Source organism: uncultured Shewanella sp. (assembly GCF_947501665.1).
GTDB lineage: Bacteria > Pseudomonadota > Gammaproteobacteria > Enterobacterales > Shewanellaceae > Shewanella.
In genome coordinates this window covers 83,476-104,301 of record NZ_CANMWS010000003.1, presented here as the reverse complement: position 1 = coordinate 104,301, position 20,826 = coordinate 83,476, and the positions used below count along the sequence as shown (strand labels likewise).

Below are 20,826 nucleotides of genomic sequence, written 5' to 3'. Positions count from 1 at the left end.
CTTATTAGCCAGTGATGCCGCTGTGCTAACACAATTTACAAAATTTTACGCAATCATCTAACCAGCACAAAAATAAAGTCAATAGTCTTGAGAATACTTTCTTTACGCCAGAAATATCGACTCGAATAGATAAGACATAAACCCCTTATTCTATTCATTGCAGGGGGATGACATGAGCAACGAGCAAACAACAGAAGAGACCACTGAAGAAAGCCATAACATTGAAAATGAAACCACCACTAAAGAAGATGGCGGCAGTGAAAGAGAGAGAGAAGAGGAAGAGGAAGAGGAAGAGGAAGAGGAAGAGGAAAACAGTAGCGATGAGGAAGAAAGCAATGACGATGAAGAAGAAAGTAGCTGGCAAGAAAATAAAGATAAAACTGAAACATCCATACTTGGCCTAAAAATCGAGGTCGAAAATAGCAACACGACTGTTTTTGGCAACGAAACAACGCATATTTTTGGCAATGAATCTAAGACCGTATTAGGCGCTGAAGAATGGTACACTTTTGGCCTTGATATGAGAATAAGAACCGGTGGCGCACTTGAAATTGATGTCGCTGAAGCTTCACTTGAAATAAGTGTAGGCAGTAAACAATTCACTCTTAATGAGGGTAAAGTCGTTCCAGAAAAGTCTGTTTTTGCCGCAGAAGTGACTGAAGTCATGGAATCTAAAATCCATGCTATCGATGAAAATATTGAATTTAACAATGCTCTTATCCGCAATAATGTCAGTGAACTGGGTCTTGTAGATAACCAAATCAGCACAATAAACGATCGCATCGATGTCACTGATACCTATTTAAATACAACCGCCACAAAATTAGAAGCTGTCGAAACACAATTAGAGACTGTTGACACTCATTTAGAAGATATCGCCAACCGCGTCTGTACTGCTGGCGTTCTATTAAATGATTATGGTTCAGAACTTAACAATGGTGAGGTTTCATTACAAGACATTGGCCTCATCATGATGGGGTAACCCGTCATAAAATAGATATAAAAACTATCACCTCAAGCCCCTTGCCTCAATCAGTTATATCCCACTTAGAAAAGTGATACCAGAGGGGCTCATACGCATTACCATGTAGCTAAATCATAAGAAACATATCATTCTCTCCCAACTTAACACTAATTTTATAACAAAAAATCAGAAGAAATCAGTTTTAAACTAAGATTAAATGACAAATAAATTTGTCATAATTACAACATGAAAATTAATAAATTACGTGAGCCTTAATGGAGCAAAGGTGGGTATAAAAAACTATGGATAAGGAAAAAGAAGCAGGATTTTTACAACGTACGACCACTATAATGATAATAACAGTATTAAGTAAATACATCACAGTATACGCTTTTAATGTGGGGCTCGCCCGCCTACTCTCTCCTGAAGATTATGGCGATTATAAAGTTGCAGAAACCTTTGTCAGTTTAGCCAGTATCCCTGTATTAATGGGCGGCGCAACGGCTGCACTCAAATTTTTACCCCTCGCGTTTAAAGAGTCCAATCTGGAACTTATTTGGGAATATACCCGCTTCTATCTCGTCACAGTCCTCACACTCTCCTTTCTATTAGCATTAACAACCTATGCTATTTCAATGAGTTTTCTTGAAGATACCAGCTTGAGTCAACACCACCCACTTGTCTATGCGACCGCCGTCGTCCCCGTTATGGCCATCACGGTTCTTATTGGTAGTGTGTTTCAATCTAAAAATATGATTTACATGACCATTTTTCCAAGATGGATATTTTACCCCATTCTCAAATTGGGACTGATATTCGCCTTATATGCCTTAGTTGGAAAACTCACCGACTCATGGGCAATTATGATTGCCTTCACTGCAATTCTCATCATCCTTTTTTATCTATTAATCAAAGTTAAAAAATTAGGCCTTATACGCCTACAAAAAATTAAAAATCCAACTTCTCCTCTCATTTGGTTAAAAATATCTATTCCCATGATGTTGTTATTTTTCTTACAACGAACCCTTAATCAAATCGATATTTACATGATTGAGATATTTGCTAATGAAGATGCCGTAGGTCATTTTGCTGCAGCTCAAATTACCGTTATGGTTTTATTTGCCATACAGTCTTCATTTATGATTATTTTTGATCCTCTTATGACTCCAGCCCTAAAAGAAGGTAAACATGAAATAAAAAAACTCAATGCAAAAGGCTTTCGGCTTTTAATCCTCTCCACAGTGCCTATTAGTCTCTTGTTATTTCTATTTCCTGACACTATTTTATCAGTATTTGGTCACAATGAGCCCGCAGCGGCTACCACATTACAAATTCTGGTACCGGGTTATCTTTTTAGTGCTATGTTTGCCATGCCCTATTCTTGGTTACAATATTCAGGTCAAGAAAGAAATGTCACTATCATTATGTTTACCAGTGTCACATTAAGTGTTGTGCTTGACGGATTACTCATTCCAGATTATGGGATCCAAGGCGCAGCTGTCGCCACAACAGCGATGTTTTTTTTCACCTTTATCGTCCTCAGCATGATGCTCAAAAGACATTTAGGTATCTATCCTTGGTCTAAGGCAAAATAGTGTCAAAGCTGATTTTTAATATCGACAATCCTTTATCAATTTGCCAATCTGGTGCCGTCAAGGGAACAAGGAGTCGCAAAACATTACCGTATGTTCCACATGAGAGTAAAATAAGTCCACGCTCTCTGGCTTCAATTAATATTTGACGACAGTAATCTGGTTGCGGTGTCCCCTCTTCCATGAGTTCAATGGCCACCATAGCCCCTAAACCACGAATATCTGCAATTTGAGGATGATCATTTTGCATATCGATAAGAGACTGCTTCATTCTTTTCCCTATTTCACAGGCTCTTTCCAATAACTTCTCTTGCTTAAACGTCTCCATCACAGCCAATGCTGCAGCGCACGCGATGGGACTTCCTCCATAGGTTCCCCCTAATCCACCCGATTGTATACAGTCCATCATAGTTGCTCGTCCAGTGATCCCCGATAATGGAAAGCCACCGGCAATAGATTTTGCAAAAGTACTAATATCGGCACACACTCCCATTTGCTCCATAGCAAAAAAAGTCCCTGTTCGGCCAGCCCCTGTTTGCACCTCATCAGCAATAAGGACTATCCCTTCTCTATCGCATAACGCCCTCAAACGTTTCATAAATGCAGGACTCGCAATATAAAACCCACCTTCACCTTGGACTGGCTCAATAATGATGGCAGCAATATCACTTGGGTCAGCATCATTTTTAAAAATACGTTCTATCGAAGCAATAGCATCATCATCTGATATACCATGTAAAATACAAGGAAAGTCAGCACGATAAACACCACCAGGCATCAATCCCATCCCTTTACTATAAGGACTGACTTTACCTGTTAGTGCTAAAGCCGCCAATGTTCGTCCATGATAAGCTGAAGTAAACGCAATCACCCCAGAACGCTGCGTGTAAGCTCGAGCCACTTTCACCGCATTTTCAACCGCTTCAGAACCACTGGTAAATAATGCCGCCTTTTTAGCAAAAGAACCGGGGACCAATTCATTGACCTTCTCACACACTTCTATATAAGATTCATAACCTAAGACCATAAAACAAGTATGTGAAAATCGATCTAACTGTGTAATAACAGCCTGCTTGACATTAGGGTGCAAGTGCCCAGTATTTAGCACTGCGATTCCACCAGAAAAATCAATAAACTCTCGCCCTTCTACGTCCCATATTGTGGCATTTTCAGCTTTATCGACATAAAAAGGGTGAATTTGAGACACTCCCTTTGCGACAGATTGCAATCTACGTTTAATCAAATCATCATTCGTCATGCTACCGTCCCTAGTTTCAATGAGTCACACTCAAACAGACATACAGATATATTTCATTTCAAGGTATTCATCGATACCATGCCTTGAACCTTCCCTTCCTAGGCCTGATGATTTGATACCGCCAAAAGGAGCTACCTCTGTTGAAATCAGTCCAGTATTCACTCCAACCATGCCATATTCTAAAGCTTCAGCAACTTTCCAAATAAGGGACATATCTCGCCCATAAAAATAAGCCGCTAAACCAAATTCTGTGTCATTTGCTTGATTGATCACATCATCAACATCACTGAATTTGAATAAAGGAGCTAAAGGGCCAAAGGTCTCTTCTGTTGCAAATAGCATACGATTGTCAACGTGAGTTAAAATGCAAGGTGATATAAAATTTCCTTTTAAATCAATTTTATCATGCGTAACGACATGCTTTGCTCCTTTCGTCATCGCATCCTCGATATGGCGTTTTACCTTTTCAACCGCCGCTTGATTAATCAAAGGACCAATTGTCACTCCTTCCACCGTTCCATCACCCACTTTTAATTGCGACACGGCAGCAGCAAATTTTTCAACAAAACGCTCATAAATTCCCTCTTGAATATATAAACGATTGGCACAAACGCAAGTTTGACCTGCATTACGATATTTTGCCACCATAGCGCCTTCCACCGCAGCATCAATATCCGCATCATCAAAAACAATAAAAGGCGCATTGCCTCCTAATTCCAAAGACATTTTTTTCAGCGTTGGAGCACATTGCTGCATAAGTTTCACTCCAACGGGGGTCGATCCAGTAAAAGAAAGCTTTTTAACATCAGGGCTCTTACACAATTGCTGACCAATGCTCAGCGCATCTCCCGTCACCACATTAAATACCCCAGCTGGGATCCCAGCTCTATGGGCAAGTTCAGCTAACGCTAAAGCGGTTAAGGGAGTATCAGGTGCAGGCTTAACCACCATAGTGCAACCCACAGCCAATGCAGGAGCCGCTTTTCGCGTTATCATTGCAGCCGGAAAATTCCAAGGCGTTATCGCCGCAGTCACCCCCACAGCTTGCTTAATCACCATTAAACGTTTGTCAGCTTGATGCCCAGGAATTGTCTCCCCATAAACTCGCTTAGCCTCTTCTGCAAACCATTCGATAAAAGAAGCCGCATAACCCACTTCTCCTCTTGACTCACTTAACGGCTTTCCTTGCTCGGTTGTCATTAATAAAGCTAAATCTTCCTTATGCTCTATTAATAGTAAAAACCAAGTTCTTAATTTTGCACTTCGCGCTTGGGCAGTCAAAGCTTGCCAAGCACTTAAGGCCATCGCCGCCGCCTCTATTGCTCTTTGTGTTTCTTTCTCTTCCATAATAGGAACATGGGCAATAATCTCATTGTTTAATGGATTCACTACAGCTTGACGATTTTGACTATCAGCATCTTGCCAAATGCCATTGATATAACATTGCTGGCGCAATAATGTGGGATCGAGTAATTGCAAAAGTATCTCCTTACGGGAAAGTCAATTTCATCTCAATATAGCTTAGCTTAACCGCATCTAAAACGTATTCATCGAATCTCTCAATATTAAATATCTAAGCCTGACAAATAAAACATTATTCAAACTTAAAATATCCCTATATTTTTTGTAGACACGTTATCTGATTCAGATAAGATAAAGTGTCAATATCCAAGCAACTTGAAGATACACATTATCGCTTACAGTTGAAATAGTTGTGCCTTCAATGTAATAGGTAACCAGCTGAAGTCAAAAGGAAAAGACAATGACCCTTACCATACTAAAAATTGCTTTTGTTTTACTTGGAGTCGCCCTTATTTACTTACTTATTTTTAGTGGAAAAAAAGGATTAACCTTGTTTGAAATGCATTTCAAACAAGGTAGACTCGCTTCACATAAAGGAAAGATCCCTGAAAAATTTGAAAAAGAATGTCGGCATATCGCAAAAACAGAAAAGCTCACCTGTACTATTCGATGTGAACGATTAAATACTGTCAGGCTACATATTTCCGCCAATGTTAGTAGCGCAATATCTCAGAGAATACGCAACCTATTTCCTTTTGAGTATTATGACAAAAAACAAGTCGATCACAGTAAAAAATCCAGTTGAAAGCCTATCCTCATCTCTCATTAAAAAGCATAACGCAATTTTAGGCTCTCAGGATGGGGATTTAAATAAACTTGATTTTCAATATACTCACTGGGATGCTCTCTTAGATAATGATTAATCAAAGTGATGGGCACTAGAATCGGTTGTAACCCCTGATGATATTTTAAGATCATTTCGCTAAGTTCTTGCTTTTGCTCTTTGCTTAAATACTTTTTAAAGTAACCCTGTATATGTTGCAATACACTGGTATGATTTTTGCGCGTCGCTTTGACTTTTAAAATGGCCATAAATCGAGTTAAGTAACGCTCTGAAAAGAGCTCGAGATCATCGGGTATCTTGGATAACATTGGTCCGAGTAATCGATATTCTTTTGGGCTATGCGCCATCAATAAATATTTATATCGAGAATGAAAGTCGATTAATTTATGTTTTGTCAACCCAGACAGCTTCATACAATGCCAGTCATGGTAGGCATAAATACGTGTAAAAAAATTCTCACGTATTTTCAAATCATGTAGCCGCCCATCTTCTTCAACAGGAAGAGATGGATACCTATCCATTAAAGCACGGGCAAACACCCCCACCCCCACTTTGCTGCCACTGTTTGTCTCTATTTTGTATTCAATCACTCTTTCCATGCCACAAGTCGGTGACTTAGCGCAGAGAATATACCCGCCTAAAAAATCCAATTGCTCAACTTTATCTTGACTAAAATCAACAAGTTTATCAGTGACATCGAGGCTACCATCTTGACTGCGAACATAAAGTGCTTCATTGTCTCTAATTAAACGAATAGACTTTCTCGGCGCGCCCATACCTATCGCCATTTCAGGACAAACAGACACAAAATCAAAGTGTGGTTTAAGTTCTTTTTGACAGTATTGAGATGCTTTATGCCCACCATCAAACCGAACTTTTTCCCCTAACAAGCAAGCGCTAATGCCAATCTGTATCTTTTCGCTAGTAAAACCCATGTGTGTCATCCCTATACAACAAACCTCATCATTTAAAGCATAGCGACAAACAGTATAAATATCTCGGTAAAAATATAAAATAAAGGCCAGTAAAAACTGACCTTAACAACTTAGTGACTCATGCTTGAACTATTCAGCCATTTGAGGATATTTAGCCGCAAATCGCTCTAGCCCCCACACAAGAAGAATACCGGCGAACATAGCAATCACCGCCCATAAGATGAGTGAATGTTGACCTGTTAGTTGTTCAAATTGCATCGGTGATAAATTACGCTCACTCAATGCAACCATTTCTCCTTTTGAATTCTCGCGCCATGTTAACGTTTCTTTCCAAGGCCAAATCTTACCTAACGTCCCTAACATTAAGCCTGTTAAAAAAACCAGTGTCGCATCATGGTATTTACGCAATAACAAAGATAACAAATGACTAAAGCTCAATAATCCCACTATAGCACCCGTAACAAAAGTCAGCATCACCGTTAAATCAAAGTTTTTTACCGCTCCGAGTACACCTGTGTATAAGCCCAATAATACTAAAATAAAACTTCCTGAGATGCCTGGTAATAACATAGCGGTAATCGCAATACAGCCTCCCAAAAAAATATTCAAGCGGGTCAATTCAAGTGCCATAGGATTAATCATGGTGATCCCCCAAGCCACTGCAACACCCAGCACAAATAATGCAAAACGGGCGACAGAAAAACCTTGCACTTGTTTTAGCATATGCACGACAGAGATTAAGATTAATCCAAAAAAGAAAGACCACACAGGTATAGGATGAGTCACCAACAAGTAGGATATTAGCTTAGCTAATGTCAATATACTGGTTAAAATACCTGCAAAAACACATAATAAAAATGGCCCATTAATATGAAGAAAAGCCGCTTTTAACCCTTTTTCCTTAATCACGCCTAACAGTGAAAAATTAATACTACGAATACTATCGAGCAAGGTATCAAGTATGCCTGTAATAAACGCAATTGTCCCTCCCGAGACCCCAGGCACAACATCGGCCGCCCCCATTGCAAGCCCCTTTAAATAAATAATTAGGTATTTCACTTATCATCCTCAAACTAATTTTGGCTAACAAGAAGTATACGTGTGCAAACCCAACGAAAGGAAATGAAACTTGTAGTTTTTATTACTTTACTCATCGAATAAAATTAATCACCTGATTTTATTTAACAAAAAGTACCTAGGAAAAGTAAACTAGCCTTTTACGTAGAAAAAGTGCTAATCTAACAAAAAGACATCCGACCAGATGACATTTCACACAAAAATATTGGCATTGGCGCCTCTTTCATATGCAAAGTAAAAGGAAACCGATAATGCATACAGCAAAACCGACAAAAGTCATGTCGCTTTACAATAAAATGAGTCGCTTCTCTTTTGGGAATAAATTATTTTCCATGTTTATTAGCAAAATGGCGCCTTACTTCTCAACCATTAACCCCTTAATTACCGATTTGCGTCCTCATCGATGTGTTTGTTTAGTCAAAAAAAGACGGGCGGTACATAATCACATTAAAACCGTCCATGTTATTGCTATTTGTAATGGATTAGAAATGGCAATGGGCACAATGGCAGAAGCCTCTATTCCTGCTCATTTACGCTGGCTTCCAAAAGGCATGAGCTTAGACTATACCGCCAAAGCCAACAGCGATATTCGCTGTGTCGCAGAAGTCCAACCAGAGCAATGGGTACCGGGTGATTTAATGGTCAATGTCACTGCATATGATAAAAATGACATCGTTGTAGTGAAAGGCACCATCAAGCTGTGGATCACAGAAAAGCCTATAAAGTAATAAGTTAACCTGATGTGAAGAAGGAGACCAACACATCAGGTTAAGTGAATATTTAAATACAATATACTAAGCCCCATATTAAACTTATTAGCCACGTTAACATTCCCCCTATGAGGATGTTTCTCAAAATGTTAGTCTCGTCAATTGACTCCATTTACTGAAAATAGTCATGACTTTCGCCATTATTTTTTTCTGCCTACTCATCGCTGCTTATGTACTGTCGTTAATCTCAATCAACATACTCCTGAGTTACCTAATTATAAGCTTAATCACGTTCTGTGCTTTCGCCATTGATAAATCCGCAGCCCGCAAATCGAAATGGCGCACCAAAGAGCGCACATTGCACTTATTAGCTTTACTGTGTGGCTGGCCGGGCGCCTTACTGGCACAACAGTTATTACGTCACAAAACACAAAAGCAGCCCTTTAAAAACAAGCTGTACCTTGTCATCATAATCAATATATTATTACTCTATATCTTATTATTTCCCCCTACTTTTAAATCCACTTTATGAGCTTAAACAGGCTGATTAAAACGGATAAAAGATGCATCAATAACCAAGGAATACACAATGAAAGTCTTACTCGCCATTATTCTAATTGCTGGAGTTATTTTTTACTTTTATAGCTCAAGAAACAATCAAGCCGAAGTCAAAGAGCAGAATGCCCAGGGGCAAGCCTTTTTAGCCGAAAATAAAACGTTACCAAACGTAAAAACCACAACATCTGGATTACAATATCAAGTCCTGACTGCAGGAAGCGGCACTCAACATCCTAAAGCCACAGATACCGTCACCGTTAATTATGAGGGCCGTCTTATTAATGGCACCGTATTTGATAGTTCTTTTGATCGAGGAGAACCTATCTCTTTTCCATTAAATAGAGTCATTAAAGGTTGGACAGAAGGTTTACAATTAATGGTTGTCGGCGAAAAAGCCCGTTTTTTTATTCCGAACAACTTAGCCTACGGTAATCGAAGTGCAGGACAAATCCCTGCTGGTGCAACATTGATTTTTGATGTGGAACTTATCAGTATCGATTAATTAAACAACAAGGCTTTCCCTTCTTTTATCACTAAGACCAAAGGAGGGTTTTATGTTAATATTGTTGTCATTTTGTCCTTTATCGTCGGTATTCATCCCGTCGAAACAACAATTATTCAGTTGGAGCTTTATGTCATCACTTATTGCCACTCGCCTTAACGCTATTCGAACTGAAATGGCCAACAATGATCTCGACGCTTTTATTGTCCCTAGAGCCGATGAATATTTAGGAGAATATGTCCCTGCGCACAATGAGCGATTATATTGGGCAACGGGATTTACGGGCTCAGCTGGAATGGCCATTATATTAAAAGGCAGCGCCGCCATTTTTACCGATGGTCGTTATACCGTTCAAGTTCGCCAGCAAGTGAGCGCAGGGTTATTTGAGTATTTAAGTCTCACTGACGTCCCCCAAATTCAATGGCTCATCGACACCCTCCCCACACACTCTCGAGTGGGTATCGATAGCCGTTTACACAGCTTTAACTGGTTTCAAAAAGCACAATCAGCTTTTCATAAAGCTGACATAACACTGGTCACCCTCGATGAAAATCCCATCGATATACACTGGAACAATCGCCCAGAAGCCTCAAGTTCACCAGCCATTTTATTCAGTCATGATTATGCCGGTGAAAGCAGTCAGGACAAACGTACGAGAATCGCCAAAAACATTCAGCACATCGGCGCTGATGCGGCATTAATTACCGCTTTGGATTCTTTTTGTTGGTTATTAAACCTTCGTGGCCAAGATGTGCCTAGGCTTCCCGTTATCCTTGGCACCGCACTATTATACAAAGACAGCCGTGTGACGCTATTTACCGATGTCACTAAGTTGCCTCAAGGGATTAACGAGCATGTCGGAAACGGAGTCGATTTTTTACCGGAAGCGGAATTAGCAAGTTCCTTAAAAGCCCTTTCAAATAAAATCCTCCTGTGTGATCCCGATGCAAGTAATGCTTGGTCACAGCTCACAGCAAAAGCGGCCAATGTCACCTTGCTCCCAGCCAGTTGTCCTATCGCACTCGAAAAAGCTCAAAAAAATACAATCGAACTTGCAGGGTTTACAGCATGCCATATTCGAGATGGTGTCGCAGTCAGCCGCTTTTTAGCTTGGCTTGATAATGAAGTACAACATCATCGTTTACATAATGAAGCCACATTGAGCGATAAGCTCGAAAGCTTTAGACTTGAAGATCCCCTCTATCAAGAACCCAGTTTCGATACCATTTCAGCCCTCGGCAGTAACGCCGCCATGTGTCATTACAACCATAACAATGGCACACCAGCTACCATGCTCCTAAATAGCCTCTACTTAGTGGATTCTGGTGCACAATATTTTGATGGCACCACTGATGTCACCCGCACTATTGCCATTGGCGAGATCAATGATGAGCAGAAAAAAATGGTGACCTTAGTCCTTAAAGGGCACATAGCACTGGATCAAGCGAAATTCCCTCAAGGCACAACAGGTCAGCAGTTAGACGCATTTGCCAGACAATTTCTATGGCAACACGGATATGATTACGATCATGGTACAGGGCATGGTGTCGGTCATTTTCTTAATGTTCATGAAGGCCCACAGCGCATCGCAAAAGCGGGCCAGCCCGTGGCACTCCTGCCCGGTATGATAGTCTCCAATGAACCTGGCTATTATCGAGAGAGTGAGTTTGGGATAAGACTTGAAAACCTCGTGGCGGTTCAAATCTGTGAAGCATTAAAAGATAGTGAACGTGACATGCTAGAATTTAAAGCACTCACATTAATTCCAATGGACTTACGCTTAATCGACAATAGCTTACTAACGGTAACAGAAATAAATTGGCTTAATGACTATCACCAACGCGTCTTTTCTGCTTTATCACCCTTCATAGAAGGGATTGAGTTGAACTGGCTAACAAACGCCACGCAAGCGATATAGTTTATTCTAATGATATATGCTAGGTTCATTTATACGTGGATCTAGCTATATATTGCCAATTCTGTCATTCAAAGATAGTTATAAAATCTAGGAGCATCAATGGACTACCCCGTCACCGCAGCGTGCCAATGTGGACAGGTCAGTTACACGCTGAATAAAAAACCCATAAAAGTCTTAGCCTGTCACTGCTGCGAATGCCAAATTCTATCAAGTAGTCCCTTTAGCATCACAGCCGTTGTATCTAAAGAAGATATTCATTTTCAAGGTGAAATGAAGCATTGGAGCCGCATAGCTGACAGTGGCAATCAAAATCATGCTAAATTTTGCCCCAGTTGCGGCACCCGCATATACCATGTCAATCCAGCACAGCCAGATCTCATTAAACTAAAATTAAAACCTGTGGGCGCCTCTATCGATCAAGATTTTGCTCCAATAATCCATGTATGGACGAGTGAAAAACCAGCTTGGTATCAAATCCCTGTAGGCATAGAGACGTTAGAGAAACAATAAAGTCAGGCCATTAATCAAAATATAGCTTTAAAGAGTAAAATGATACCTCCATAAAAGGTAAATAACCCTAAAATCTTACCCTAATCTTTGCTATACTCCGCCACCGCGCTAAACCCACTCAAGCATTTAGCGCGTATGAACTAATATTACCGAATAACTTGATGTGAATGACGAATAACAGGACCTCATAATGAGATTTGAATCTTTTAGTTTTGCTCCCGAGATTTTACGTGCTATCTCAGAATGTGGTTATCAAAAAATGACGCCTATTCAACAACAAGCCATTCCTGCAATCAGACGCGGACAAGATGTATTAGCCAGTGCGCAAACCGGCACAGGTAAAACTGCCGCCTTTGCTTTGCCTATTTTGCAAAAAATGCTCGATAACCCCAGTGAAACTCACCGTTCAAATGCAAAAGCACTCATTTTGACACCAACGAGAGAACTCGCCGCTCAAGTTGCTCAAAATATCAATGACTATAGTCAGTATCTCGATATGAGTGTCATCACATTATACGGGGGAGTCAAAATGGACTCTCAAGCACTGAAATTAAAACGCGGTGCCGATATTATCGTTGCCACGCCAGGTCGGTTATTAGAACATTTAACCTCTTGTAATTTGAGTTTATCTAACCTTGACTTCCTTGTACTTGATGAAGCAGATCGCATGCTGGATATGGGCTTCAGTCAAGATATTCAAAAAATTCTACAAGTGGCAAATAGCAAACGCCAGAATTTATTATTTTCAGCCACCTTTTCAAGTGCCGTAAAAAAACTCGCCAATGACATGCTGATTAAACCCAATGTGATCAGCGCGGATAAACAAAACACCACCGCTGCAACGGTAAGCCAAGCCATTTATCCCGTTGAGCAACGCCGTAAACGTGAATTATTATCTGAGCTCATCGGCACCAAAAACTGGCAACAAGTACTGGTGTTCACAGCCACCCGTGATGCCGCGGATATCCTTGTTAAAGAGCTCAACTTAGACGGTATTCCTTCAAGCGTTGTTCACGGTGAAAAAGCACAAGGCAGTCGCCGCCGAGCATTACGTGAATTCAAAGAAGGTAAAGTTCGCGTATTAGTCGCCACCGAAGTGGCTGCCCGTGGTTTAGACATTCCTTCACTAGAATATGTAGTCAACTATGACCTTCCATTTTTGGCCGAAGATTATGTTCATCGTATTGGCCGCACAGGTCGAGCAGGTAAAAGCGGCGTCGCAATCTCTTTTGTTAGTCGTGAAGAAGAACGTACCCTTGCTGATATCGAAAAGCTTATTGGCCAAAAACTGCGTCGTATTACAATTCCTGGATATGAAGTCGGTAGTCGAGATTTACTTATCAAGCAATTACAAAAGCGTCGTAGCTTCGCTAAAAAGCAACAACGTGAGGATAATGCCGGTGCCCAGGTGGCTGCGGAACGAAAAATGAGTGGCCGCAGAGTCAAAGTCAAAAACGCCTCTCCTGCGAAAATAAAAAAGCTTAAGTAATTTTTTATCAAGGGAAGTGAATTTTCACTTTCCTTGCTTATTCAAATAATAAACACCTCCCTTGGTTTCTGTTTTCACCTTTATTTACCCCCTGAACAATCGTATAAATTATATCTAAAATCATTTTGATATCATTAACAAATTTTATTTTGGTATAATAGTCACTCAGTTGACCCTATGATCTTTTAATTGCTCACTCATAGGATTAAATAGACCGCGACTAAAACACCTTTATTCCGAATAAAGATTTACAGCCCCTAAAAATAATAAGGCTAATATTATGCGCTTGTTAAATATTTCAACCCATTACCGCTCTTCTCTGATTTTATTATTCGCGCTTGGTATGGGTGCCATGATAGGTATTTATTTTCCTGACGTCGCTCATCACTTAGCCCCCATTGGCCAAATTTTTATTAACTTACTGTTCATGATTGTCGTGCCTTTAGTGAGCTTAAGTGTCACCTCGTCAATCGCCAGCATGACAGACTTAAAAAAATTAGGCGTGATCCTCTTAGCCGTGATTGGTGTTTCAGCTATCATGGCGATAATCCCATCACTCACTATGATAAGTCTTGCCAGCTTTTATGATCCCGCTCAAGGGGTCACACTCTCTCTTAAAGATCCCATAAGCACTGACGGCGGGCATATGGACTTTGTCAAAATGCTCACTACTAATGATTTTGTCGAATTACTCTCAAAATCAAATATTCTTGCCCTCGTGATCATATCCATTATTGCAGGTATTGCTATCGGACAATCTGGCGAGCACGGCCGAAAGGTGGCCGCAATGCTACAAAGTTTAAATGTTGTCACGATGAAAATGGTTTCAATGATCATGATTGTCGCCCCCATTGGATTAGGTTGCTATTTTGCAGCCACAATGGCCAATCAAGATCCAGAGTTGCTCACCTCATTTGCTCGTGCTATTTTCCTCTTTTTTATTGCTGCACTGATTTATTTTATTATCGGTTCCACTCTGTATGCAGCCCTTGCTGGGGGCCGCCCTGCCATTAGCCGCTTTTGGCAGAATGTCTTTCCCTCTGCTGCCACGGCATTAGGAACCAGCTCATCATTAGCCAGTTTACCCGTTAACCTGCGCAGCGCACAGAAAATGGGATTAAAAGAAGAAATAGCCGAGATCTGTTTACCTTTATTGGTCAATATTAATAAAGGCGGCGCAGCCATGACAGCCACCCTTAAGGTTGTCTTTATTTACGCTGTGCTTGGATTAGACTTCAGCCCTGAAGTCTTCTTCATGACCTTATTACTCGCAACTTTATACGCTGTCATTGTTAGTGGTGTACCTGGAGGGGCATTTTTAGGCGAAATCTTTATTGTCACGGCACTGGGACTCCCAATGGAAGTGATCCCGATGCTCGTCGTGATTGGTGCAACAACCGATGCGATGGCCACCGTTATCAATGTTACCCATGATTTGAGCGCCACCCAATTAATTGAAAAAATCTTAGGTAAAAGACTGACTTTTTATTCAAATAATAAAACGTCAAGTGCGCTCGATTAGAAAGCAATTTAAGTAATGTATTTAATTAAATAGTGGGGCATATGAATACGCAAACCTATAATGACGCCATACTCGAACTTGCAACAGCAGGTTTGCAAGCACTTGAAACCTATAACGCGACAGCAAAGGTCAAAACAGCGAGCACTCAAAGCCATTTTTTATGTCACTGGATGGTTACGGCGCAAAAAAACAAGCAATTTTCAAAACTCGTTGCAAATGATTTAACACTTTGGATCCGCCAAGCTCGAAGTCAAGGTGCTAGCGTAGATCTACCCGCTATTTTACTTAACATAAGCACTCAATACCGTTTGATTAGCCACAAACAACAAGGATTAGGTGCACGTCTAACCGCATTGTTAGCAGAGCTGGAACAAGAAGATTGGATCATTATTAAAGATCAACGCTTATCCCCTAACCTTAAACTCAATAGTCACGGACAACGCAGTTTAGTGATTTCAGAAGAAGAGTATCTTTATCACATTCAAGATAACGAACTCATCAAACCTGTGACATTGTATATCCGTGCCGATCTCTACACTATCGCCTCTAAAGCCCTAAAGCATGAACTATTACTCACATTAGGCGATAAAAAAGCGTCACTCATCAAACATCATAAAGCCTATCATATTTGGCCTAAAAATCTCGCCCCCAAATTGGCCTTACTCGTATAATGCAACAGACAAGGATAAAATTTCACACCAGACTATCAGGGTTCTTAATGTATAATACCTGATTGCTCGCTTATTTTTCAGCAAGACAACAATCGATTTTCGCTTTTTTAGACACAGTTAGGATAAACATCATGGCCCGTAGGATCACCTATAAATATAAAAAAAAATCAAAAGAAATTAACTTTGCTTATGATGTCTATCACGATATGTATGAAGCCGTTGCAGCCGAAGAAGGCGTTGATCTGACGAATTATTTAGCCATGGAACAACAAATTGCAATGACCTCTAAAGGCAGTGCAGCCGTAAAAGACTTCAGAGCCAAAGAGTTTGCCCGTTTTGGCTTTAGCGATATATATTTCGTTAAAGATGAACCTGACGCTGAAAAATAAGAGTGGCTATCATGAAACCAACACACACAAAGACGACACAAACATCCCATAGCGTGAGAGGCAATAGCGAACATGCGAATTACCCTCGAGCCAGTTTTTTTCGTCGACTTGGGGCAATAGTCTACGATGCTTTATTAGCGGTTGCTGTTTATATGATTGCTGGCGCTATTGGCTTTGGCATATTTACTGGGCTGGTCTCCCTTAATTTACTCAATATGAATGGGTTTGACCATGTCTCAGATTTACTCAATGGCACTGCATTATATAAAAGCCTTTATCAATTTTGGCTAGTACTTTGTGTCGGCCTTTTTTATATCAGCTTCTGGAGCTATGGTGGCCAAACGTTAGGTATGCGTGCTTGGAGACTAAAGGTACAACATCCAAATGGGCAAAGCTTAAGTATGATAACGGCCAGTGCTCGGTTAATTTATTCGTTATTGGGGCTAGGTAATATATGGATTATACTCAATACAGACAAACTCGCTCTGCAAGACAGCATGACTCGATCTGAAGTGGTTGTATTATCAGCTGAGGCAAACCAATTACGTAACTGGCGGGGTGTTTAAACCTTCCAGCCTGTCTAAGAATGGCATCTATTCGATGCCATTTTCCTACTCATTTCTATTTACGAATAAAATACAGTGCTCCCGCACTAAAAATAAGCGCTGGCATACCTGCACTCATATAAGCGGGTAACCCATACACAATACTCAGTGGGCCAAAAATTTCACTGCAAATATAGAAACTAAACCCTGCGACCACACCTAATAACACTCGCGCGCCCATTGTCGCTGTTCGCAATGGTCCAAAAACAAAAGACAATGCAACCAACATCATAACGGCAATAGTGACAGGCTGCATGAGCTTGCGCCATAGTGCTAACTCATAGCGTTCTGCGGCTTGATGGTTTGCCTTTAAGTAATCCAAATAACCTAACAAACCTTGAATGGATAATGATTCAGGTTTGACCGATACAACTGTCAATTTATCTGGTGTTAACGTAGAATGCCATATTTCCATATCTTTATGGTTAACGGTCACCCTATCAGCAGTCAGCGAGGTGGTTTCAACATCATGTAGCTGCCATTGATCATCCACATAATTAGCCGTTTTTGCATTCACAGTACTGACTAGATCCAACGTATCAGTAAATTTATATAAGGTGACGTTACTCAGCTGATCGACATCAACCACTTGACCAATATTCACAAAAAAGCCACCATCACGAGCCCAAATACCCTGTTTCGATTTAATAAAACTACCACCTGAGGTTTTAATGGCTTTCATCTCTTTCGCTTTTAGTTCTGCCGCTGGCGCCCCCCATTCGCCTAAAATCATCACCAATATCATTAAAGGAATCGCGGTTTTCAAGGCCGATATCGCAATTTGCAAACGAGATAACCCAGAGGACTGCATGACCACTAACTCAGAATTAGAGGCCATCATTCCCATACCAATCAATGCACCTAACAATACCGCCATGGGAAAAAACATTTCTACATCACGAGGAATAAGATAAAGCACGTAAATCCCCGCATCAAGCATCGTATAAGTACCCCGCCCAACCAATCTCAGCTGATCAACCCACTTAATAATCCCAGATAACCCCGTTAAAATAAGCAAGCATAATGCCGAACTACTAATAATTGTTCTCGCAATATAAAAATCTAAAATTCTCATGCAGTGGCCTTTTTACGTTTAAAATAGGCTAACATTTTGCTGCCCCATGGCCTTTCTTTACTCAATAGTATTAATCCAATAAACAAGGCCGAAGCGTGGATCCACCACATACCAAGAAAGGCTGGAATAACACCATCTTCTAATGCTCTTCTGCCTGCCACCATCAAACCAAAATACCCTAAATATAATAAAATAGCGGGCAACATTTTCGCAAATTTCCCTTGACGATTATTCACTCGAGACATAGGCACAGCAATTAATGTCATCAATGGAATGGCTAAAGGGATCGCTAATCGCCAGTGAAATTCGGCCGTGGCTTCAGGGGAATCAATATCCATCAATTGGCCTAATGGTAAAGAGGACAGTTTACGGCGACGCTGATCCACTTCCTGCTCTTTTATCTGCATTTGATAACCACCAAAAGTGGTGATCTGATAATCAAGATCTTTCGGGCGACCCTGATAACTCACGCCATCCGATAACTCTAATCGTTGCGCACCACTGTCCCCCTCGATCACACTGCCACTTTTAGCCACAACAACATTACTGGTCCCAGATGCGTCGTCTTTTTCAGGAAGCTGCGCAACAAAAACCTTACTCAATGAGTTATCTCGGCCAATTTTTTCAACAAAGAGTACAGCACGTCCATCTGGACTGGTTTGAAAACGTCCAGCCGTTAAAGCAGCTAACCCCGCTTCAGATTGAGCATGCTCTAAAACTTGGTTTTGCTTCTCTTCCGCCCATGGGGCAACATAAAGAGATAAAAAACCCGTTATGACAAGGTTCACCAAGGCTATCAATAATGTTATTCGGGTTATATACCACTCACTCACCCCCACTCCATGGAAAATAACCATTTCGTTTTCTGAATACATCCGTCCATGGGCAAGCAAAATCCCTAAAAATAAACTCAACGGGATCACTAACACTGCTAAAAAAGGCATATTCAGCCCTAGCAAAGTCACCACTAATGAGGCAGGAAATTCACCATCAGAGGCATCAGCCAGCACACGAACGAACTGTTGACTAATAAAAATAGCCAACAAAACGAGAAATACAGCTATCTGTGCTTTTAAAACTTCACTAATCAAGTATCTAAGTACAATCACAAGTAGGATACACTCTCTAAACTTTGATTTATGCTGGTATCAACCCAACTTTCATGTAGACTGTCTACTTTTAGTCGTTTTGCAACCAACAATGGCTAAACGTGGTCAACAATACACCAGAGGAAATCGCTTTTGGTGTGCCATATTTAGTCCCCATTTTGGGGCACAAGCAGACATTATCCAATAAATAATAAAATTTGTCTTTAAGAATCTAGGAGAGCTCATGGAGTTTAGTGTAAAGAGCGGTAGCCCAGAGAAGCAACGCTCAGCTTGTATCGTTGTCGGCGTGTATGAACCTCGACGTTTATCAGGTATTGCCGAACAACTGGATAAAATCAGTGAAGGTTATATCAGTAACCTATTACGTCGCGGAGACTTAGAAGGTAAACCGGGGCAAATGCTTCTGCTACATCACGTTCCCAATGTGCTTAGCGAGCGAGTATTATTGGTCGGCTGCGGTAAAGAAAGAGAGCTGGATGAACGTCAATATAAACAAATTATAACCAAAACAATAAATACGCTTAATGAAACAGGCTCAATGGAAGCGGTGTGTTTTCTAACCGAATTACATGTAAAAGGACGGGATACATACTGGAAAGTACGTGAAGCCTTAGAAACTACACAAAATAGCCTCTACAGCTTCGATGCCTTAAAGACCCGTAAAGGGGAAACTCGTCGTCCATTGCGTAAACTGGTTTTCAATGTTCCAACGCGCAGAGAGCTCACGGTTGGCGAGCGTGCCATTGAACACGGCCTTGCCATTTCAAACGGTATGCATTTATGCCGTGACGTGGCCAACATGCCACCCAATATTTGTAATCCAGCCTATTTAGCTTCTCAAGCACGTCAATTGGCTGAAACCCATGAAAGCTTAACCGTCTCCACCGTCGGTGAAGAGCAAATGGCTAAATTAGAGATGAATTCTTATTTAGCTGTGGGGCGAGGCAGTCACAATGAATCCATTATGACCATTATGGAATACCATGGCGCAGCAAAAAGTGATGAAAAACCCATTGTTCTCATCGGAAAAGGCCTGACCTTTGATTCCGGTGGTATTTCATTAAAACCCGGCGAAGCCATGGATGAAATGAAATATGATATGGGCGGCGCTGCGGGTGTGATTGGCACCATGAAAGCACTATGTGAAATGAAGCTTCCTGTTAATGTTATCGGTATTCTTGCGGGCTGTGAAAACATGCCATCCAGTAACGCTTATCGACCAGGTGATGTACTGACAACCATGTCAGGCCAAACCGTTGAAGTGTTAAATACCGATGCTGAAGGCCGATTAGTATTATGTGATGTCTTAACGTATGTTGAACGTTTTGACCCTGAGCTGGTTGTCGACACTGCGACATTAACTGGCGCTTGTGTTGTTGCATTAGGTAAACATGCATCGGGTTTATTTTCTGGCCATAATCCGCTTGCACATGAACTGCTTAACGCCGGTGAGCAAAGCGGTGATAGAGCATGGCGCATGCCATTATGGGATGAATATCAAGAACTGCTAGAAAGTCCTTTTGCCGATATGACGAACCTAGGTGGCCGAGCAGCTGGTTCTATCACAGCAGCATGCTTCTTATCTCGCTTTGCCAAAAAATACCATTGGGCCCATTTAGATGTGGCAGGTACTGCTTGGAACAGTGGCGCAAATAAAGGGTCAACAGGACGTCCTGTCCCATTGTTAACTCAGTTTTTGATAAATCGCGCGGGCGTTGAACAAGGTGAGTAATCGACTCACGTTACAAGCCATAGACTGATTGCCGCATCGTATGCCCGTATTCATTTAACAATCG

Annotated in this window: 20 protein-coding genes; 14 read left to right on the top strand and 6 right to left on the bottom strand. The window is 41.0% G+C overall.

Going from position 1 to position 20,826, the window contains the following annotated elements; translation table 11 throughout:
• The first annotated feature begins 172 nt into the window (after window positions 1–172).
• Both Q0976_RS03080 and Q0976_RS03075 read left to right on the top strand, forming a co-directional pair.
• Window positions 173–982 carry a hypothetical protein gene (locus tag Q0976_RS03080; RefSeq protein WP_299490857.1) on the top strand — a complete coding sequence of 270 codons (810 nt, stop codon included), beginning with the start codon at window positions 173–175 and terminating at the stop codon, window positions 980–982.
• 284 nt (window positions 983–1,266) lie between these two features.
• Window positions 1,267–2,559: a polysaccharide biosynthesis C-terminal domain-containing protein gene (locus tag Q0976_RS03075; protein WP_299490855.1), complete on the top strand. Its 1,293-nt coding sequence runs from the start codon at window positions 1,267–1,269 to the stop codon at window positions 2,557–2,559.
• Here Q0976_RS03075 and gabT read toward each other — a convergent pair.
• On the bottom strand, window positions 2,546–3,814 hold the full coding sequence (gene gabT / locus Q0976_RS03070) for a 4-aminobutyrate--2-oxoglutarate transaminase (protein WP_299490853.1): 1,269 nt from the start codon (window positions 3,812–3,814) through the stop codon (window positions 2,546–2,548). The two genes, Q0976_RS03075 and gabT, sit on opposite strands and share 14 nt — an antisense overlap.
• A gap of 30 nt (window positions 3,815–3,844) precedes the next feature.
• Entirely contained in the window at window positions 3,845–5,293 is a 1,449-nt protein-coding gene (locus Q0976_RS03065) for an NAD-dependent succinate-semialdehyde dehydrogenase (RefSeq protein WP_299490851.1), read from the bottom strand.
• A gap of 283 nt (window positions 5,294–5,576) precedes the next feature.
• Between Q0976_RS03065 and Q0976_RS03060 the strand changes: the two genes are divergently transcribed.
• Window positions 5,577–5,921, top strand: a complete 345-nt coding sequence (locus Q0976_RS03060; protein WP_299490849.1) for a DUF3634 family protein — start codon at window positions 5,577–5,579, stop codon at window positions 5,919–5,921.
• 20 nt (window positions 5,922–5,941) lie between these two features.
• Here the strand turns inward: Q0976_RS03060 and Q0976_RS03055 are convergent, their stop codons facing one another.
• Window positions 5,942–6,895 (bottom strand): DUF523 and DUF1722 domain-containing protein, encoded by a 954-nt coding sequence (locus Q0976_RS03055; protein WP_299490847.1) that lies wholly within the window; start codon window positions 6,893–6,895, stop codon window positions 5,942–5,944.
• A gap of 129 nt (window positions 6,896–7,024) precedes the next feature.
• Window positions 7,025–7,954, bottom strand: coding sequence for a DUF368 domain-containing protein (locus tag Q0976_RS03050; RefSeq protein ID WP_299490845.1), 930 nt, complete (start codon window positions 7,952–7,954; stop codon window positions 7,025–7,027).
• A gap of 269 nt (window positions 7,955–8,223) precedes the next feature.
• On the opposite strand from Q0976_RS03050, the gene Q0976_RS03045 reads away from it, so the two are divergent.
• The 10 genes from Q0976_RS03045 (at window position 8,224) to Q0976_RS03000 (ending at window position 16,807) form a co-directional block, all read left to right on the top strand.
• Entirely contained in the window at window positions 8,224–8,700 is a 477-nt protein-coding gene (locus Q0976_RS03045; protein WP_299490843.1) for a hotdog fold domain-containing protein, read from the top strand.
• Window positions 8,701–8,869: 169 nt separating this feature from the next.
• Window positions 8,870–9,214 (top strand): DUF1294 domain-containing protein, encoded by a 345-nt coding sequence (locus Q0976_RS03040; RefSeq protein WP_299490841.1) that lies wholly within the window; start codon window positions 8,870–8,872, stop codon window positions 9,212–9,214.
• Between the two features lie 57 nt (window positions 9,215–9,271).
• Window positions 9,272–9,742 (top strand): FKBP-type peptidyl-prolyl cis-trans isomerase, encoded by a 471-nt coding sequence (locus Q0976_RS03035; protein WP_299490839.1) that lies wholly within the window; start codon window positions 9,272–9,274, stop codon window positions 9,740–9,742.
• Window positions 9,743–9,872: 130 nt separating this feature from the next.
• The gene (locus Q0976_RS03030; RefSeq protein WP_299491079.1) at window positions 9,873–11,660 is read left to right on the top strand and encodes an aminopeptidase P family protein; all 1,788 of its coding nucleotides are present in this window, start codon (window positions 9,873–9,875) and stop codon (window positions 11,658–11,660) included.
• A 99-nt stretch (window positions 11,661–11,759) separates the two neighbouring features.
• Window positions 11,760–12,170: a GFA family protein gene (locus Q0976_RS03025; protein ID WP_299490837.1), complete on the top strand. Its 411-nt coding sequence runs from the start codon at window positions 11,760–11,762 to the stop codon at window positions 12,168–12,170.
• A 190-nt stretch (window positions 12,171–12,360) separates the two neighbouring features.
• Window positions 12,361–13,659 carry a DEAD/DEAH box helicase gene (locus tag Q0976_RS03020; RefSeq protein ID WP_299490835.1) on the top strand — a complete coding sequence of 433 codons (1,299 nt, stop codon included), beginning with the start codon at window positions 12,361–12,363 and terminating at the stop codon, window positions 13,657–13,659.
• A 280-nt stretch (window positions 13,660–13,939) separates the two neighbouring features.
• On the top strand, window positions 13,940–15,181 hold the full coding sequence (locus Q0976_RS03015) for a dicarboxylate/amino acid:cation symporter (protein ID WP_299490833.1): 1,242 nt from the start codon (window positions 13,940–13,942) through the stop codon (window positions 15,179–15,181).
• A gap of 41 nt (window positions 15,182–15,222) precedes the next feature.
• On the top strand, window positions 15,223–15,852 hold the full coding sequence (locus Q0976_RS03010; RefSeq protein WP_299490831.1) for a DUF2913 family protein: 630 nt from the start codon (window positions 15,223–15,225) through the stop codon (window positions 15,850–15,852).
• A gap of 131 nt (window positions 15,853–15,983) precedes the next feature.
• Complete coding sequence (locus tag Q0976_RS03005; RefSeq protein ID WP_299490829.1) at window positions 15,984–16,241, top strand: DUF2960 domain-containing protein; 258 nt, start codon at window positions 15,984–15,986, stop codon at window positions 16,239–16,241.
• A gap of 11 nt (window positions 16,242–16,252) precedes the next feature.
• Entirely contained in the window at window positions 16,253–16,807 is a 555-nt protein-coding gene (locus tag Q0976_RS03000; protein WP_299490827.1) for an RDD family protein, read from the top strand.
• Between the two features lie 55 nt (window positions 16,808–16,862).
• Here the strand turns inward: Q0976_RS03000 and lptG are convergent, their stop codons facing one another.
• Together lptG and lptF are read right to left on the bottom strand one after the other, a co-directional pair.
• Window positions 16,863–17,921: an LPS export ABC transporter permease LptG gene (gene lptG / locus Q0976_RS02995; RefSeq protein ID WP_299490825.1), complete on the bottom strand. Its 1,059-nt coding sequence runs from the start codon at window positions 17,919–17,921 to the stop codon at window positions 16,863–16,865.
• Window positions 17,918–19,030: an LPS export ABC transporter permease LptF gene (gene lptF, locus Q0976_RS02990; RefSeq protein WP_299490823.1), complete on the bottom strand. Its 1,113-nt coding sequence runs from the start codon at window positions 19,028–19,030 to the stop codon at window positions 17,918–17,920. Before lptF ends, lptG begins: the two co-directional genes overlap by 4 nt.
• 223 nt (window positions 19,031–19,253) lie before the next feature.
• On the opposite strand from lptF, the gene pepA reads away from it, so the two are divergent.
• Window positions 19,254–20,762, top strand: a complete 1,509-nt coding sequence (pepA, locus tag Q0976_RS02985; protein ID WP_299490821.1) for a leucyl aminopeptidase — start codon at window positions 19,254–19,256, stop codon at window positions 20,760–20,762.
• Window positions 20,763–20,826: the final 64 nt, after the last annotated feature.

What these genes read in the sequence shown, in the direction of transcription:
- Q0976_RS03080 (WP_299490857.1), top strand. Translation starts at nt 173, where the DNA reads ATGAGCAACGAGCAAACAACAGAAGAGACCACTGAAGAAAGCCATAAC.
- Q0976_RS03075 (WP_299490855.1), top strand. Translation starts at nt 1,267, where the DNA reads ATGGATAAGGAAAAAGAAGCAGGATTTTTACAACGTACGACCACTATA.
- gabT (WP_299490853.1), bottom strand. Translation starts at nt 3,814, where the DNA reads ATGACGAATGATGATTTGATTAAACGTAGATTGCAATCTGTCGCAAAG.
- Q0976_RS03060 (WP_299490849.1), top strand. Translation starts at nt 5,577, where the DNA reads ATGACCCTTACCATACTAAAAATTGCTTTTGTTTTACTTGGAGTCGCC.
- Q0976_RS03055 (WP_299490847.1), bottom strand. Translation starts at nt 6,895, where the DNA reads ATGGGTTTTACTAGCGAAAAGATACAGATTGGCATTAGCGCTTGCTTG.
- Q0976_RS03045 (WP_299490843.1), top strand. Translation starts at nt 8,224, where the DNA reads ATGCATACAGCAAAACCGACAAAAGTCATGTCGCTTTACAATAAAATG.
- Q0976_RS03040 (WP_299490841.1), top strand. Translation starts at nt 8,870, where the DNA reads ATGACTTTCGCCATTATTTTTTTCTGCCTACTCATCGCTGCTTATGTA.
- Q0976_RS03035 (WP_299490839.1), top strand. Translation starts at nt 9,272, where the DNA reads ATGAAAGTCTTACTCGCCATTATTCTAATTGCTGGAGTTATTTTTTAC.
- Q0976_RS03030 (WP_299491079.1), top strand. Translation starts at nt 9,873, where the DNA reads ATGTCATCACTTATTGCCACTCGCCTTAACGCTATTCGAACTGAAATG.
- Q0976_RS03025 (WP_299490837.1), top strand. Translation starts at nt 11,760, where the DNA reads ATGGACTACCCCGTCACCGCAGCGTGCCAATGTGGACAGGTCAGTTAC.
- Q0976_RS03020 (WP_299490835.1), top strand. Translation starts at nt 12,361, where the DNA reads ATGAGATTTGAATCTTTTAGTTTTGCTCCCGAGATTTTACGTGCTATC.
- Q0976_RS03015 (WP_299490833.1), top strand. Translation starts at nt 13,940, where the DNA reads ATGCGCTTGTTAAATATTTCAACCCATTACCGCTCTTCTCTGATTTTA.
- Q0976_RS03010 (WP_299490831.1), top strand. Translation starts at nt 15,223, where the DNA reads ATGAATACGCAAACCTATAATGACGCCATACTCGAACTTGCAACAGCA.
- Q0976_RS03005 (WP_299490829.1), top strand. Translation starts at nt 15,984, where the DNA reads ATGGCCCGTAGGATCACCTATAAATATAAAAAAAAATCAAAAGAAATT.
- Q0976_RS03000 (WP_299490827.1), top strand. Translation starts at nt 16,253, where the DNA reads ATGAAACCAACACACACAAAGACGACACAAACATCCCATAGCGTGAGA.
- lptG (WP_299490825.1), bottom strand. Translation starts at nt 17,921, where the DNA reads ATGAGAATTTTAGATTTTTATATTGCGAGAACAATTATTAGTAGTTCG.
- pepA (WP_299490821.1), top strand. Translation starts at nt 19,254, where the DNA reads ATGGAGTTTAGTGTAAAGAGCGGTAGCCCAGAGAAGCAACGCTCAGCT.